The organism is Rhizobium sp. SG_E_25_P2 (assembly GCF_029892285.1).
GTDB lineage: Bacteria > Pseudomonadota > Alphaproteobacteria > Rhizobiales > Rhizobiaceae > Rhizobium_E.
Window position 1 is genome coordinate 130,897 of the sequence record NZ_JARXVM010000004.1, and the last position, 15,936, is coordinate 146,832.

At 62.9% G+C, this 15,936-nt stretch carries 12 protein-coding genes; 6 read left to right on the forward strand and 6 right to left on the reverse strand.

Annotation, left to right across the window (positions count from 1 at the left end):
* Positions 1–52 precede the first annotated feature (52 nt).
* From M2360_RS08095 to M2360_RS08110, 4 genes are read right to left on the reverse strand one after another with little or no spacing between them, the layout of a single operon-like run.
* Positions 53–637 carry an amino acid synthesis family protein gene (locus M2360_RS08095; RefSeq protein ID WP_280774272.1) on the reverse strand — a complete coding sequence of 195 codons (585 nt, stop codon included), beginning with the start codon at positions 635–637 and terminating at the stop codon, positions 53–55.
* Complete coding sequence (locus M2360_RS08100; RefSeq protein ID WP_280774273.1) at positions 634–1,218, reverse strand: amino acid synthesis family protein; 585 nt, start codon at positions 1,216–1,218, stop codon at positions 634–636. Before M2360_RS08100 ends, M2360_RS08095 begins: the two co-directional genes overlap by 4 nt.
* Entirely contained in the window at positions 1,211–2,131 is a 921-nt protein-coding gene (locus M2360_RS08105; protein WP_280774275.1) for a UPF0280 family protein, read from the reverse strand. Before M2360_RS08105 ends, M2360_RS08100 begins: the two co-directional genes overlap by 8 nt.
* Positions 2,132–2,145: 14 nt before the next feature.
* A complete protein-coding gene (locus M2360_RS08110) occupies positions 2,146–3,639 on the reverse strand; it encodes a 6-hydroxynicotinate reductase (protein WP_280774277.1) in 1,494 nt (497 codons plus the stop codon).
* A 216-nt stretch (positions 3,640–3,855) separates the two neighbouring features.
* Here M2360_RS08110 and M2360_RS08115 point away from each other — a divergent pair, with 216 nt between their 5' ends.
* The 6 genes from M2360_RS08115 (at position 3,856) to M2360_RS08140 (ending at position 10,688) form a co-directional block, all read left to right on the forward strand.
* Positions 3,856–4,305 (forward strand): MarR family transcriptional regulator, encoded by a 450-nt coding sequence (locus M2360_RS08115; protein ID WP_280774279.1) that lies wholly within the window; start codon positions 3,856–3,858, stop codon positions 4,303–4,305.
* Between the two features lie 185 nt (positions 4,306–4,490).
* Positions 4,491–4,991: a 2Fe-2S iron-sulfur cluster-binding protein gene (locus tag M2360_RS08120; protein WP_280774281.1), complete on the forward strand. Its 501-nt coding sequence runs from the start codon at positions 4,491–4,493 to the stop codon at positions 4,989–4,991.
* Complete coding sequence (locus M2360_RS08125; RefSeq protein ID WP_280774283.1) at positions 4,988–8,527, forward strand: molybdopterin cofactor-binding domain-containing protein; 3,540 nt, start codon at positions 4,988–4,990, stop codon at positions 8,525–8,527. Before M2360_RS08120 ends, M2360_RS08125 begins: the two co-directional genes overlap by 4 nt.
* 83 nt (positions 8,528–8,610) lie before the next feature.
* Entirely contained in the window at positions 8,611–9,000 is a 390-nt protein-coding gene (locus M2360_RS08130) for a hypothetical protein (RefSeq protein ID WP_280774285.1), read from the forward strand.
* A 114-nt stretch (positions 9,001–9,114) separates the two neighbouring features.
* Positions 9,115–10,074 (forward strand): copper uptake system-associated protein, encoded by a 960-nt coding sequence (locus tag M2360_RS08135; protein WP_280774287.1) that lies wholly within the window; start codon positions 9,115–9,117, stop codon positions 10,072–10,074.
* The gene (locus tag M2360_RS08140) at positions 10,071–10,688 is read left to right on the forward strand and encodes an SCO family protein (RefSeq protein ID WP_280774288.1); all 618 of its coding nucleotides are present in this window, start codon (positions 10,071–10,073) and stop codon (positions 10,686–10,688) included. Before M2360_RS08135 ends, M2360_RS08140 begins: the two co-directional genes overlap by 4 nt.
* 66 nt (positions 10,689–10,754) lie before the next feature.
* On the opposite strand, the gene M2360_RS08145 is transcribed toward M2360_RS08140, so the two are convergent.
* Both M2360_RS08145 and M2360_RS08150 read right to left on the reverse strand, forming a co-directional pair.
* Positions 10,755–12,593 carry a methyl-accepting chemotaxis protein gene (locus M2360_RS08145; protein WP_280774290.1) on the reverse strand — a complete coding sequence of 613 codons (1,839 nt, stop codon included), beginning with the start codon at positions 12,591–12,593 and terminating at the stop codon, positions 10,755–10,757.
* A gap of 190 nt (positions 12,594–12,783) precedes the next feature.
* Entirely contained in the window at positions 12,784–15,936 is a 3,153-nt protein-coding gene (locus M2360_RS08150; RefSeq protein WP_280774292.1) for an efflux RND transporter permease subunit, read from the reverse strand.

Here is a 15,936-nt window from a genome sequence, read left to right on the forward strand (position 1 = left end):
TTGTATACAAATGATATTGTCAGCCGTCTTTCCGGCTGTCAAGCAAGGGCAGTCAGCGCAGACCGTCCTTGCCTTCGATTTCCTGGACCTTCAGTCCGCCGATACGGGGCAGGGGGCGACCGCTGTCCGTCAAGGCCACCGCGACCATGATTTCTCCGGCTCTCGGACTATCGGCGAGCCTGATATCCATGCCATCGAAATGCGAGCGCACATAAGCGGCATCCTTGTGTCCCAAGGGAATGTCGAGCGTCTGCCCCGGGCCGCCACGCTTCTTGGACGAGGGCACCAGAGCCGCGCCCTTTTCGACGGCGGCGCGAAGCGGCTTGCCCAAAGCGGGATGGAGGATGGCGGCGGCATGTTCGAGTTCGCCGTCCTCGCCCACCATCGCCGCCTTGCCGTAACTTTCGACGGCGCCCGGCTCGATGCCCAACGCTTCGACGCAGCGCCGGCCGAGGAGATCGCCCAGTTCTGCGCCGATGTCGATCAGGTCGGTCAGATCCTCGACATAGCGGCCCGCGAAGGGGTTGCGGATCACCCCCACCGCCGCGACCTTGCGGGTCGGAGGGGTGATCTCGCGGCCCATTTCCTGGCGCAACTCCTCGACGAAGACAGCGATTTTCCGGATTTCGGCCTTCACCGCAGTCCGTCCTCGCCCTTGATGTCCTCAGCCTTCAAGCCGCCGACGCGGGCATGGATGCGGGCGCCGGTGGTCATGACAAGGCAGAGCACGATCTCATTGGCGCGCGGCGCATCCGACACGCCAACTTCCATGGCGTCGAAATGGCTGCGCACATAGGAGGCGTTGATATGGGTCACAGGCACGTCAAGCCGGGTTCCCGGGCCGCCGACTTTCTTGGTCGAGGGCACAATGGCCTTGGCGTCGCCGAGCGCTTCGCGCATGGCGTAGCCGCCCGGCACATGCCAAAGCGCGCCATGTTCCAATTCTCCGCCCTGGCCGACGATCGCGCCCTTGCCATAGGCCTCGATATCATTGACGTCGCCGCCGAGACAATCGATCAGCTTGCGCGCCATCTCGAGACCAAGCGGCTCGAGATCCTTCATGAAGCCCGCAATCTCCGGCTCATAACGGCCGGCGAAAGGATTCTCGATCACGGCCATGACCGCGCCGCGCTTGAGCGGCGTTTCCGAAACCGGGCCGCCCTCGTGGAAGACGTCTTCGACGATGGTGGCGATCTTGCGCACTTTGGGTTCAGGCATAGAGTTTTTCCTCCGGAATGGGGATGTGCGGGGCAGAAGGGTGGGGCGGCGCAACGAGTCGGCCATGGTGGCCGAGAAACAATGCCGACCGCTCGACGAGAGTCCGTGAGCGAAGGTTTTCAGCCATCGCCTCGCCTTTGTCGAGCGCGAACGTAATGTCCTGATTTGTGAGCGCGCCGACGCCCGTCGTCACCAGACGCGCGCCGAGATCGCTGTCGTCGACGACAGTGTCTGCGGGCGCCCTGAAAACGGCGGGGTGACCAGGAAGATCGACGGCGTTGGCGATGATCGTGGCTGCCGCGTCAGCGCTCGCAGCACTCTCGGAAAGCGTGGTCACGGAATCGGCGATGCCCATGGACAGCGACCGTCCACCGCGTCCAGACGTAGCGACGCCCCGGCAGCGATGTTCGGCGGTCACGCTGAAATCGCCGAGATCTGCGCCATCCTCGCGGGCAATCTTCACCCGGAATGACGCGTCCTGTTCCAGATGCAGCGCGATGTCGCCGCCATTGTTGACATAGATGCGGTTGGGGCGGTTCTCGACGGGAAAGCCTGAGATCATCGCAGCCAGGATTTCGTCGGCCACCGCGCCCGCCACCGCAGCCATCGGTGTGATGAAGAATTCACTGGCGAAAGGCATCACAGCGCGCCACATGCGCTTGGCGACCGCGCCCTGAGGCTCAACACCATCTGGCAGAGCCTGGCACTTGAGAAGGGGAAGTTCCGCCACGAGTTCGTCGAGAACCGTCTTGAAGCGGCGATGCGCAAGCGCGAAGGCATGCGCCCGCTGATAGGCTTCGAGTTCCAGCGAATGCGCGCCATCGACGCCGATCACCAGATCGATCGGACCGTGCTGCAAATGCAGACGTCCGTTCTGATGTCCATCGAGATAGGCGGCTAACGGTCCCGGCATGATGTTTTGGCCTTTCAGGCGCCCCAACGGAAATTCTTGCCGTCCATCGGCCAGACGCTGTCCTCGGTCGAGGCGATCCGCCGCTCGGCCTGCTCGACGGCGCGCTCTACAGGAATGACGGCGTCCATATGGCCGCCCAGCGCCCGGTAGTCCTCGAGCCGCATGGTGAATTCGATCGGCGCGACAATGGCCGGCGTCGGCACATAGCCGAAACTGTTGGTCGGCATCTTGGTGACGTCGGCCATCACGGTGATGCCGCCGCCCGGCCAGACATAAGCGGGCGCTCCGCCCACCGAAACATAGGTCAGCGCATCTTTGACCGACCGCGTCAGCCGCACCGGATTGGTGGTGACGCCCGCGCGCAGGCTGCCGCCGGCGCCGCCGATGAACAGCACCGAGGTCATCGCCGGTTCGCAGTTTTCGGCGACGATCTCGACCGTTTCCTGCACTGCGGAGGGCAGGATGTCCTGCAGAACCGGCTGCAGGTTTTCATCAAGGATGTAGTAGCCGTATTGCTCGCCGGTGGTGGAGACCATCAGCAGGCGCAGGCCGGGATAGGCGACCTTGGGGTCGAAATCGCCGAGAATGGCGAGCGGATCGGAAATATTGGTGCCGCCCCAGCCGGTGCCGGGTTCTGCGACCTGGAAATAGCGGCCCGGCGTCGAACGGCGGCCCTTGATCTTGATGCCGGTGGGCGCGACGTCGAGAAGTTTGCCTGCCTGATGTTCAGAAAGGACGCCGGTGATATGGTCGTCGACCACCACGACCTCGTCCACCATGTCCTTCCACTGCTTGGCGAACATGCCGATCGTTGCGGAGCCGCAGCCCACGCGCATGCGGCTTTCCTCGACGCCATTGATGATGGGGGGACAGCCGGCCGTAAGCCGGAGCGTCGCGCCGCCGTCGATGACGAGGTCGACGCTTTCGCGGTTACAGAGGCGCAGGATCGTGTCGCAGGTGACGCGGCCCTCTTTCTTGGAGCCGCCGGTCAGATGATGCACGCCGCCGATCGACAGCATCTGCGAGCCATATTCGCCCGTGGTCACATGGCCGACGGGTTCGCCATCCACCAGCACTTTGGCGGTCTCGGGGCCGATGAAGCGATCGGTGTCGATCTTTATCTTGGCGCCGCAATAGGAGAAGATGCCTTCGGTAACCACGGTCACCATATCGACGCCAGCATGGGTCTGCGACACAATGAAGGGGGCCGGTTTGTAATCGGGATAGGTGGTGCCTGCGCCGACAGCGGTGACGAAGGGCGTCGAGGCGTGGACGAGGTCGCCATTCCACTCTTCCGAGGGCTCGTTGGGCAGGAAAGCCACCACCTTGCCGCCATCGTCGATGGTGTTTTCGATAATGGTCAGGGGATCAACGCGGATGAGCTCGCCGCCGACATTGGCGTAGCGGTCGCAGGCGCCGGAACGACCGTCGGCGATGTAGCACATGACCGGACAGGCGTCGCAGCGGATCTTTCCATTCACGGCGCTTTCGACTTGCTGTTTGACCATCGAAAATTCCCCCGGGCGCCAATTGAAAGCGGCGCGCTCAATTTATTTGTATACAAACAAACTAGGTCTGCTTTGCCGAAGCTGTCAAGCGCTGTTTCGCGCCATTTTCATGCTGTCTGCCGATAGAGCGCGATTGTCGTGCGATTGACAATCAACTCGCCGTCGCTAAACCGGGAAAACGGAGCGAGGATTTCTTGTCCTCAGATGGGAGCGCCAATGTCGACGAAACCGGATATTTCCGCCGCGCCCCTGGCCGTGGATTATCGCGTTGATCAGCAGATCGGCTTTATGCTTCGGCAGGCAAATCAGCGCCATGTCGCGATTTTTGCGGCGCGGATGGGCGACAAGCTGACCACCATGCAATGGTCTGCCCTCATCAAACTCCGGGAAATCCAGCCCTCGTCGCAGAACCAGCTCGGGCGCGAGATCGCCATGGATGCGGCGACGACCAAAGGCGTCATCGATCGGCTGGTGGCGCGTGGATATGTCTCGACCTCGCCGGATCCAGAGGATGGCCGCCGTGTGATCCTGTCTTTGACCGAGGCCGGCGATGAGGCGGTGGAGCGCAATCTCGCCTCCGCGCAGACTGTCACCGAAGAGACGCTGGCGCCGTTAAGTGTTGAGGAGCGCTCGACCTTGCTCAGCCTGATCCGCAAGCTCTGCTGACTGACGTCGCTTCGCCGTGAACAGGACAAGAATTCATTTGCGCACGAATGATTTCTTGTTATCATCCCGGCGATGGATGCGATCGAAAAAAACCAAAAGGGGAACGCCGCAATCCTGAGCCCAATCCCTTGCCGGGATCAAGGCCGGATTTACGCGCGATGTCCCACCGAACAGGCGGGTGCGCGATGTCTTCACCCCCGCTGACGCTCACAATCAACGGCGATGCCCGTGAGTTTTCCCTGCCGGTGGACACGCCGCTCATTTATGTCTTGCGCAATGATTGCGGGTTGAATGGCCCCAAATTCGGCTGCGGTCTCGGCGAATGCGGCGCCTGCGCCGTGTTGCTCGACGGTCGGCCGGTGCGATCCTGCGCGACGCCGCTTGCGGCCGTCGCAAAGCGTGAGGTGACGACGCTTGAGGGGCTGTCGCGCAATGGGCAGCCGCATCCTGTGCAGCAAGCCTTCATCGACATGCAGGCCGCGCAATGCGGCTATTGCCTCAACGGCATGATCATCGCGACGGTCGGGCTCCTGGCACGCAATCCCGATCCGACTGAAGCCGAAATTCGCACGGCACTCCGCCGCCATCTCTGTCGCTGCGGAACGCATATGGAAATCCTGGCGGCCGTCAGGCTGGCCCGTGCGCGATTGGATGCCCCTGAAACTGCGGAGACTGAAGCATCATGACTGCGCCGCGCGAAGCCAGCCGGGACGCCTATCTCGCCATGTCCGACGCGCTGCTGGTGGTCAGGCCGGGAGGCTCGAACCAGCCTGACATCTATCTCGCCATGACGGCGGCGGGCGAGGTGGTCGGATTCAACGGCCATGTCGATCTCGGCACCGGCATCCGCACTGCGCTCGCCCAGATCATCGCCGAAGAACTGGATGTCGCGTTCGAGAGCGTGCGCATGGTGCTGGGCGCGACCAGCGCCGCCCCCGATCAAGGCCCCACCATCGCCAGCGAAACGATCCAGATCACCGCGATCCCGCTCAGGCAGGCCGCAGCGTCAGCGCGCCGCCGGCTAGTGCAGGCGGCGGCGGAGCTATGGGGCGTCGAGCCCGAGGAGATTTCAGTTTCCGAGGGCGTATTGAGCCATGGCGACCGCCGAAACTCCTATGCGGAGCTGCTCCTCGGCTGGCGCGAGCGGATCGAGATCGACCCGATAGCGCCTTTGAAGTCGGGAGCCGAATTCCGCATCGTCGGCCAGTCGCAGCCGCGCAATGATATTCCGGCCAAGGCGACGGGCGACTGGGTCTATGTGCACGATGTCAGGCTGCCGGACATGCTGCATGGCCGCGTCATCCGCCCGCCCTATGTTGGCTTCGATCATGGCGAAGGCGTCGGCGCGAGCCTGCTGGGCGTTGATGAAGCCTCTGTCGCCCAAATGCCGGGTCTGGTGTCCGTGGTCGTGGTCGGCGATTTCGTCGGCGTCGTCGCCGAACGCGAGGAACAGGCCGCAGCCATCGCCAAGGCGCTGAAACTGACATGGCGTGAGCCGCCGAAACGCCCGGATCTCAACGCGCCGGAACAGCCGCTGCGCGACAATCCCGCCTCGCGTCGGCTGTTGAAGGAGAGCGGCGATGTCGATCTGGCGCTCGACGGCGCCTCGCCCCGTATGGACCGCACCTATGTCTGGCCCTATCAGATGCATGGCTCGATCGGTCCGTCCTGCGCCGTGGCCGACTGGACTCCTGAACGCCTCACCGTCTGGTCCGGGACGCAAAATCCCTATTTCATGCGCCGCGATCTTGCCCGCCTCATGGATTTGCCCGAGGACGCGATCGTGGTGGAGCGCCATGAGGCGGCGGGCTGTTACGGCCGCAATTGCGCCGATGACGTGACCGCTGACGCAGCACTTCTGTCGCGCGCCGTGGGGCGTCCTGTCCGCGTGCAGTTGACGCGTGAGCAGGAACATGGCTGGGAGCCGAAGGGTGCGGCGCAAGTCATCGATGTGCGCGGCGGCCTGGATCTCGAAGGCGGTCCGATCGCCTATGATTTCGAGACCCGCTATCCCTCCAATCTCGCCCCGACGCTGGCGCTGGTGCTGACCGGCAAGACGACCGGCAACGACACCGTCGAAATGGGCGACCGCACGGCGATCCCGCCTTATGCTGTCGGCAATATGCGCATCGCCGTGCATGACATGCCGCCGATCGCGCGGGCCTCCTGGTTTCGCGGCGTCTCCGCCATGCCGAATTCCTTCGCGCATGAAAGCTTTTTCGACGAACTCGCCGCCGCCGCTGGCGTCGATCCCGTCGAATACCGGCTCCGCTATCTGACCGATCCCAGGGCAATCGATCTGGTGCGCGCCGTAGCGGAAAAAGCCAAGTGGAAACCTCGCACCCGCTGGGGCAGCGAAGGCGGAGAGGGCGACCTGCTCTATGGCCGAGGCTTTGCCTACGCCCTTTACGTTCACGGAAAGTTTCCTGGAACACCAGCGGCCTGGTCGGCCTGGGTGGCCGATGTCGCCGTCAACAAGCGCACCGGTCAGGTGACCGTGACGCGGGTGACGGTGGGCCAGGATTCCGGCCTGATGATCAATCCGGACGGCGTTCGCCATCAGATCCACGGCAATGTCATCCAGTCCGTCAGCCGCGTGCTGAAAGAAAAGGTGACGTTCACCGAGACCGGCGTCGAGAGCCTGGAATGGGGCGGCTATCCGATCCTCACATTCGAGGAGACGCCCGATATCGATGTGCTGATGATCCCGCGTCCGGACGAGCCGCCAATGGGCGTCGGCGAATCCGCATCCGTTCCGAGCGCTGCGGCGATCGTCAATGCGGTCTATGACGCCACGGGCCTGCGCTTCCGCGAATTGCCGTTGACGCCCGACCGGATACTCGCCGGACTGGGCCGGCAGGCCTTGCCTCCTTCCGGCAACGACGGTGGCAAAAAGCGGATGTCCTGGTTCCGCCGCAGCTTCGGCTTCGCCGGGCTGGCGGGGTTGGCCGTCTTCGGACTGGCGACCGCTTCGCCCTGGCGGCCGTCGATCGCGGCCATTCAACGGCCCGATCCGGCCGTGTTCAGTCCCGCTTCAGTCGAGCGCGGCCGTCTGGTCGCCGCCGCCGGCGGCTGTGCGACCTGTCATGCTGGCGCCGATGGCGCGGCCTTGGCCGGCGGTCGGGCGTTCGAGACGCCGTTCGGCACGGTGCGCGCCGCCAATATCTCTCCGGATGAGACCCATGGCATCGGCGGCTGGTCCTATCCCGCCTTTGCCCGCGCCGTCCGCGAGGGCGTCAGCCGAGACGGGTCTCATCTCTATCCCGCCCATCCCTACACCTCTTTTGTCAGTGTATCCGATCAGGATCTTCAGGATCTCTACGCTTTCGTAATGAGCGCGCCGGCCGCGCATCAGCCTGCTGCCCAATCGGAGATGAAGCCGCCCTTTAATATCAGAGGATTGATGGCTGGCTGGAATACGTTGTTTCTCGGCGCCAAGACCGTCGCCTATGACCCCGCCAAGGGCGAAGCCTGGAACCGGGGCGCTTATCTGGTCGAAGGACTGGGCCATTGCTCCGCCTGCCATACGGACCGCAATATGCTGGGCGCCGAGCGCAGCGGCGATGCCCATCTCGCCGGCGGCTTTGCCGATGGCTGGGCGGCGCCGGCAATCAATGGCCCGGGCGAGGGCGCCGTTCCCTGGACCAAGGCTGCGCTCTATGACTATCTCCGCCGCGGTCATTCCGATGATCATGGCGGCGCCGGCGGGCCTATGGCGCAGGTCGTCGCCTCGCTCTCGGCATTGCCGGACAAGGATATCGAGGCGATGGCGACCTATCTGTCGAGCATGGCGCCTGAGCCTTCCGCACAAGACGTTGCGAGCGCCAAGCGCCAGGCGCTTGATCGCGCCGCAGCGGCGGAAAGCGCGGCGGCGCTAGCTTTTCCGGAAGGCCAGCGCCTGTTCGACGGCGCGTGTTCTTCTTGCCACGAGGGCGATGGAGCATTGACGAGCCTGGCCCTCAACACCAACCTTCTGAGCGGAGGCCCCGACAATGTGCTGCAGGCGATCCTGCATGGCGCGCCGGCGCCAGCCGGATTGAAGGAGCGGCTGGACGCCGACGGGCAGCCCATGGCTATGCCGTCCTTTGCCGGCAGTCTGTCGGATCGGCAGATCGGTGAATTGGCTCAGTATCTCCGCGCCCGCTTCGCCTCGAACCAGCCACCTTGGCGGATCGAGCCGGAAAACATTTCGGCGATGCGGGCCGCGCATGCCGCGCATTGACGGAATTCACGCTGATCAGCATGCTGTGTGGCGCACAAATTTGCCGCATTGCCGGCTTGCCGAAAAGCAAATAGAGAGGGCGCATGACCCGTTTTCGGCCCCGCAAAGACCTTCGAAACGTCGTGATGACCCTGCGCCTTGTCTGCGCGCTGGCCATTGCGATGATCGGCTTTGCGCATCAGCCGGTGTTTGCGGCGCAAGCATTCGGATACGACGTTTCGGTTCTCCCGGACGGCGAAATCGCCGCCATGTGCCTGTCTTCGTCTGAAGAGGGCGTCAAGAAAGGCGCTGTCGGAAATGGGATGTGCGAAGCCTGCCGGCTGTCGGCGGCTTGCCTGCTTCCGGCGCCGTCCGATGTCCATGCCGCCGTCATCCGCACGGCACTTGCCTTTCCAGCTGGGAATGGGCGGGAAGGCCCGCCTCTCGACGTCCTGTCCTATCGTGGCGCGCCGCGCGCCTCTCCCTGTGTCTGAGGGCTCGGCCGCTTGCGCCCGACAAGGGTGGAGCCGGCCTGTCAATGCGAGCGTCCGGTTTTAAGCCTGTCCTGCTCGCTCCGGTTCACAGAATTTACGCATAGGATCGTCACCATGAAAAAGTCACTCATTCGCGCCGCGCTGATGGCCGCTTTGTTCGCCGCAGCGCCGGCTCTCGCCCATGAATACAAACTGGGCCAGCTCGAGATCGATCATCCCTATTCCCGCGCCATGTTGCCGGGCGCTGTCGTTGGCGGCGGTTACCTGAAGATCGTCAATCACGGCGCGGCGGACCGGCTGCTTCGCGTCACCACGCCCCGCGCCGAATCTTCGCAATTGCACGAGATGCAGATGGGCGACGACGTCATGACCATGCAGGAAATGTCCGACGGCGCCGAAATTCCCGCCCATGGCGTTCTCGAATTGAAGCCCGGCGCCTTCCATGTGATGTTCATGAATGTCGCCCAGCCCTTCAAGGAAGGCGAGCGCGTCAAGGCGACGCTCTATTTCGAAAAAGCCGGCGCTGTCGATGTCGACTTCGTTGTTGGCGCGCCGGCTGGCGATCCGCCCGCCCATGCCGATCACGATGGCGGCCATGATCATATGGCGCATCAGCATGCTCAGGCGGATGCAAACGCCCATCATGATCATTCCGCCCATCAGATGCAGGCCGCCTCCGGCGATCCCGCACAGGACATTCCGGCGATCATGAAGGCGATGTTCGAAACCCCTGACACGCCCCTGTCCGTCGAACCTGTGGTGGTTGAGGGCGATTGGGCTGTCGCCGGCTGGGCGCAACAGGATCGCGGCGGTCGCGCGCTTCTCAAGAAGAAGGGCGACGGCTGGGCGATCCAGATCTGCAGCGGCGATAGTCTCAAACAGGCGGATGCGCTTGAAAAGGCTGGCATCTCCAAGCCGGACGCCGAGGCTTTGGCGGCCAAGGTCATCGATGCCGAGAAGAATTTCGACGTCGCGAAACTGGCGCTGTTCGCCAGTTTCGAAGGCACGGTGGTGGTCGATGGCGGCGAGCATGACCATGGCGCCACCGGAGGCCATCAGGATCACGCGCAATGACCAAGACCAATCCCTTCCTGATCGTGGTTCTGGCCGTCATCGGCCTGTTCATGTCAGCGCTGATCGGCATCATCGCCTGGGTGGCGGCGGATGATTACAGGCCAGGCCCGTTCCGCGAAACCTTCACGCTGATCAATGATCGCGGCGAGACGGTGACGGAAAAGATGTTCCGGGGACGGCCCTCGCTCGTCTATTTCGGCTATACGCATTGCCCGGAAGTCTGCCCGACCACGCTGTACGACGTCTCGGTCTGGTTGAAGAAACTGGGTCCGGAAGGGGCGGGTCTACAGGTCTATTTCATCACCATCGATCCCGAGCGCGACACCCAGCAATTGCTGCATGGCTATGTCAACGCGTTCACCAACCGCATCACCGGGGTAACAGGCGATCCCAGGGAGATCCAGAAGGTGGTCGATGGCTGGATGATCCATGCCTCGAAATCGGCGAGCAAGAATGGCGACTATCACATGAGCCATACGACGTCGCTCCTGTTGATCGGCTCGGATGCCCGGCTGAAATATCTGCTTCCCTATGGCACGGAAGACAGTGTCGCGGTCGACCGCATCCGGGATTTCCTGAAGCGCGACCGTCGCGCGGCGGAAGCCAACAGTTAGAGATTGATCTCAGCATGACATATGAAGCCGCGCGCCTTGTGACGCGCGGCTTTTCTCTTGCCTATCTCAGGCTGCTCGCCGCTGTTCCCAGGCGATTCCGAGTTCACGGGCATCGGCTTGGCGGTTGAGCTTGAATTGTCCCACCAGTTCCGAAAGCCCGGTCGAATCCTGCGCCAGCGAATGGCTGATCGCGGTCGTCTCCTCCACCATGGCGGCATTCTGCTGGGTCATCTGGTCGATCGAATTCACCGCTGCTGAGATTTCCTGCAGCCCGATCGACTGTTCGCGCGAGGCGGTGTCGATGGCGTTGATCTTGAGATCGATATCGTTGACGAAGGCGGCGATGCGCGTCAACGCCTGGCCGGTCTCGTCCACGAGACGGACGCCGGAGGAGACCTGTTCGCTCGAACTCTTGATGAGCGCGGAGATTTCCTTGGCCGCCTGCGCCGAACGTTGCGCCAGTTCCCGCACCTCCTGGGCGACCACCGCGAAACCCTTGCCGGCGTCGCCGGCGCGGGCGGCTTCGACGCCGGCGTTCAGTGCGAGAAGATTGGTCTGAAAGGCGATCTGGTCGATCACGGCGATGATCTGGCCGATCTTGCCAGACGAGTCCTCGATCCGGCGCATGGCGTCGACAGCTTCAGTCACCACATCCTGGGACGTCTGGGCGCAGGCGCGCGCATCGCCCACCAGCATGCGGGTCTCGGAGGCGCGTTCCGCCGAAGACTTGACCGTCGATGTCACCTCGTCGAGCGAAGCGGAGGTCTGCTCCAGCGCCGCCGCCTGCTGTTCCGTGCGCTTGGCGAGGTTGCCGGCCGAATCCTTCATCTCCTCGGCATTGCCGGAGACCTGCGCGGTCTTGGCCAGCACCTGTTCGAGCGCGCGCTGGAAGGTGGCGATCGAATTGTTGAAATAATGCCGAAGCGGCTCGAAACGCGGCGCGAAAGCGTGGTCGATCGTCACCCGCATGTCGCAGGCCGCAAGCCGTTCGAGGCCGGCGCCGAGTTCATCGACCACCTGCTTCAATTCTCCGGCTTCCGTCTGCATCAGTTCTTCGCGGGCGCGCTTTTCGTCCTCGATCCGGTCATTCTGCTCGGCGATCTTGCGCAACCTGTCCTGGACGCGGGCGCTGACGGAATCGCGCAGCGTTTCCAGCGCCCGCGACATGTCGCCGAATTCGCTGCGATCCTTCGCGCCGCTGATCGGCGCGTCAAACTCTTCCGATGCGATGCGCTGCATGGAGCGCATCAGCGATTTCATTGGCGCGATAACGCTGCGGATGACGGTGAAGGCAAAGCCCTGCAGGATGATCATGCCGATGATGCTGACCAGCCCCTGCTGACGGCCGATCTCCCAACGGCGGGCATGGAGATCGTCGACATAGACGCCCGTGCCGATGACCCAGCCCCAGGGTTCGAACAGGGTGACATGCGACAGTTTTTCGGCGGGCTCGGCCTCGCCGGGTTTGGGCCATTGATAGGTGACGAAGCCGGACTTCTCGTCGCGGGCCACCCGCGTGAATTCGGTGAACACGGCAAGACCGGTCGGGTCTTTCATGCCGCTGACATCCTTGCCGTTCAGTTCCGGCTTGGTCGGGTGCATGATCATCGTCTGGTCGAGATCGTTGATCCACACATAGCCGTTTTCGCCATAGCGCAGCGCGCCAATGTTCTCCATGGCGCGGGTCTGGGCCTGGTCGCGTGTCAGTTTGCCCGCCGTTTCCAGCGCATGAGCCGCCTTGGCGATGGCCATGGCGTTGTCGTCGATGGACGATAGCAGCATCCGCCGGTCCGCCATCATTTGGGCGTCCGTCGTCGTCAGGCTGAAATAGAAGACGCCGGCGAGCACGAGAAAGGCGAGCGTCACAAGGGCGTAGAGTCTTGAGGAAACCGAAAAGTTTTGCATGGTCAGTCCTGAAATGCAGGTGGACGAATGCGGGCGACAAGACACGGGTCAATCCACCAGCGCCATGACTTTCGTCAATCCAGCCGACCGGAAGAGGGTCGGAAGCGGAATTATTTGATTGTGGTATAAAAATAGTTTCTTGCAATTTTAAGGGCGACCTGAACTCTTCAGATCGCCCCAGGGCGCCGCATCATTCCGCCGCTTGCGGCAGCGGTTCAGGCCGATGGTGATCCAGCTCAGTCACCACATCATTCTTGGTCGCATCTTTAGTTCCGTCCTCCTTCTTCGCTCGGCCGAAGAATAGCGCATAGCCGGCGGGCAGCACGAAGATGGTCAGAAGCGTGGCGACAAGGATGCCGCCCATCATCGCAAAGGCGAGCGGTCCCCAGAAGACGCCGCGTGAGATCGGGATCAGCGCCAGCACGGCGGTGAGCGCGGTCAGCGTGATCGGCCGGAAACGCCTGACGGCGGCGCCAATAATCGCTTCGGATCGCTCCATGCCGGCCGCGATATCCTGGTCGATCTGGTCAACAAGAATGATCGAATTGCGGATGATGATGCCGAGCAGGGCGATGACGCCGAGGATGGCGACGAAGCCGAACGGCGCGCCGCTGATCAAAAGCGCGGCGGCGGCGCCGATGATGCCCAGGGGACCGGTCGCGAGCACCAGCATCGCCTTGCCGAAATGCTGCAGCTGGATCATCAGCAACACCACGATGATGGCGAGCATGATCGGCGCCTTGGCGGCGATCGAGGCCTGGCTTTCGGCGGAATCCTCAGGCCCGCCCTGGATTTCGACCCGATAGCCCGCCGGCAGCGCGGCGCGGAGATCGGTCATGCCGGCATACATGGCCGTCACCACGTCGTTGGCCTGGACGTCGTCGGGCAGCGTGGCGCGCACGGTGATCGTCGGCAGGCGGTCGCGGCGCCATTCGATGCCCTGTTCGATGACAGGCTCCACCTTGGCGATCTGCGATAGCGGCACGAAGGTTCCGAGATCGGTGGGAATAGAGATGCTCTGCACCGCCGACAGCAGCTTGCGATTGGCTTCGGGCTCGCGGGCGACGATCGACACGGTTTCCTCGCCATCGCGGAAATCATCGAGCGGCGCGCCTGACATCGTCGCCTGCAACATCTGGCGGATACGTTGCGAGGTGACGCCGAGGGCGCGGGCGCGGTCCTGGTCGACGACCAGTTTCATGGCTGTCACAGGCTCCAGCCAGTCGTCATGCACGGCGCCGAGTTGTGGATTGGCTATGAAGCGTTCCTTGACCTGATCTGCGATGCGGCGCACCTCTGCTCTGTCAGGACCCATCACCCGCATCTGCACCGGCCAGCCGGTCGGCGGACCCAGGAACAGACGGTCGACCTTGCCGCGGATCGAGGGGAAGTCGCTGGCGAGGATGCCGCGCAGCTTGACGATCAGCCTTTCGCGGGCCGGTTCGTCATTCGCCATCACCAGAAGCTGGGCGTAATTAGGATTGCGCAATTGCTGATCGAGCGGCAGGAAGAAGCGCGGCGCGCCTTCGCCGATATAGGTGGCGACGAATTTCTTGTCCTTGTCGTCGGCGATTTTGGCTTCGAGCAATTTCGCCTGGCGCTCCACTTCCGTGATGCTGGTTCCCTCCGGCAGCCAGAGATCGACGAGAATTTCCGGACGCGACGATTGCGGGAAAAAGTTCTTTGGAATGAACTGGAACGCCCAAAGGCTTGCGCCGAACGTGAGAAGAGTCAGCGTCAGCACGATCGTCTTGTAACGCACAGCCCAGGCGACCGTGTGGTGGAGTCCGCGATAAAAGCGGGTGTCGAACACATCTTTATGCTCGCCGGCATGCGCCCGCTGCTTGAGGATCATGTGCCCGAGCCAGGGCGTGAAATAGACGGCGACGAACCAGGAGAGCACCAGCGCGATGCCGACGACGTAGAAGAGCGAGCGCACATATTCGCCGGCGGTGGATTCCGCAAAACCCACGGGAATGAAGCCGGCGGTGGTGATCAATGTGCCCGTGAGCATGGGAAAAGCGGTGGAGGAATAAGCGAAGCTCGCGGCCTCGAGTTTCGGCAGGCCTTCCTCCAGCTTGCGCTCCATCAACTCCACGACGATCATCGCGTCGTCGACCAGAAGGCCGAGCGCAATGATCAGCGCGCCCAACGAGATGCGCTGAAGATCGATGCCGAGCTGATGCATGATGGCGAAAGTCGCGGCCAGCACCAAGGGAATGGTGATGGCGATGACGATGCCCGAGCGCCAGCCGATCGACAGGAAGGAGACGATCAGCACGATCACCAACGCTTCGCCCAGCGCCTTCATGAATTCGCCGACGGCTTCGGTCACCACATGCGGCTGATTGGCGATCTGGTCGACCTTGACGCCATAGGGCAGCGATGCCGCGAACCGTTGATAGGTCTCCTCGATCTTGGCTCCGACATCGGTGACCTTGAAGCCCTTGCTCATCACCACGCCGACCTGGACGCTGTCGGCGCCGTTGAAGCGGAACTTGCGCTGGACGGGGTCTTCGAGCCCTTGATAGACGGTGGCGATGTCGCCGAGGCGGGTCACCTCGCTGCCCGCGCGGAGGCGCAGTTCACGGATGGCGGCGACGCGATCCACCGCGCCATCGACGGAAATTCGCACCGATCTCAGGCCGGTGTCGACGGAGCCGGAGGGATCGACGCCATTCTGGCCTTTCAGCGCATTCTGGATATTGGTGAGCGTCAGTCCGCGTTCCGCGAGTGCTTGGGAGGAGATGTCGATATAGATCTTCTCAGGCTGGTCGCCGAGGATGACCGCCTTTTCGACGCCGGGCGTGGTCAACAGCATGTCGCGGGCCTGGATGGCGAAAGCCTTCAGCTCCGGGTAGGAATAGCCGTCGCCGCTCAGGGAATGCAGTGTGACATAGGTGTCGCCGAATTCGTCGTTGAAATAGGGGCCGAGCAATCCCGACGGCAATTCATTGGCGATGTCGCCGACTTTCTTGCGCGCCTGATAGAAGGACTCAGCGACGTCCTCGCCGGTGGTGTCGCCCTTGATCTGCAGGGTGATGATAGCGCTGCCGGCGCGGGTGTAGGATTTGACCCAGTCGAGATGCGGGGTTTCCTGCAGCTTGCGCTCGATCTTGTTGACGACCTGATCCTGCATGTCCTGGATCGATGCGCCCGGCCACACAGCCTGGACGACCATCACCCGAAAGGTGAAGTCGGGATCTTCCTTCTGCCCCATGTTCAAGAGGCCGAATACGCCGGTCAGCAGAATGAGGCCGAACAGAAAGCGCGCTATGCTCGGATGGCCGATGGCCCAGCGCGACAGGTTGAACTTTTCCTTCTCAGGGGATGTCGTCTGCAT

What these genes read in the sequence shown, in the direction of transcription:
- M2360_RS08100 (WP_280774273.1), bottom strand. Translation starts at nt 1,218, where the DNA reads ATGCCTGAACCCAAAGTGCGCAAGATCGCCACCATCGTCGAAGACGTC.
- M2360_RS08105 (WP_280774275.1), bottom strand. Translation starts at nt 2,131, where the DNA reads ATGCCGGGACCGTTAGCCGCCTATCTCGATGGACATCAGAACGGACGT.
- M2360_RS08110 (WP_280774277.1), bottom strand. Translation starts at nt 3,639, where the DNA reads ATGGTCAAACAGCAAGTCGAAAGCGCCGTGAATGGAAAGATCCGCTGC.
- M2360_RS08115 (WP_280774279.1), top strand. Translation starts at nt 3,856, where the DNA reads ATGTCGACGAAACCGGATATTTCCGCCGCGCCCCTGGCCGTGGATTAT.
- M2360_RS08120 (WP_280774281.1), top strand. Translation starts at nt 4,491, where the DNA reads ATGTCTTCACCCCCGCTGACGCTCACAATCAACGGCGATGCCCGTGAG.
- M2360_RS08125 (WP_280774283.1), top strand. Translation starts at nt 4,988, where the DNA reads ATGACTGCGCCGCGCGAAGCCAGCCGGGACGCCTATCTCGCCATGTCC.
- M2360_RS08130 (WP_280774285.1), top strand. Translation starts at nt 8,611, where the DNA reads ATGACCCGTTTTCGGCCCCGCAAAGACCTTCGAAACGTCGTGATGACC.
- M2360_RS08135 (WP_280774287.1), top strand. Translation starts at nt 9,115, where the DNA reads ATGAAAAAGTCACTCATTCGCGCCGCGCTGATGGCCGCTTTGTTCGCC.
- M2360_RS08140 (WP_280774288.1), top strand. Translation starts at nt 10,071, where the DNA reads ATGACCAAGACCAATCCCTTCCTGATCGTGGTTCTGGCCGTCATCGGC.
- M2360_RS08145 (WP_280774290.1), bottom strand. Translation starts at nt 12,593, where the DNA reads ATGCAAAACTTTTCGGTTTCCTCAAGACTCTACGCCCTTGTGACGCTC.
- M2360_RS08150 (WP_280774292.1), bottom strand. Translation starts at nt 15,936, where the DNA reads ATGCAGACGACATCCCCTGAGAAGGAAAAGTTCAACCTGTCGCGCTGG.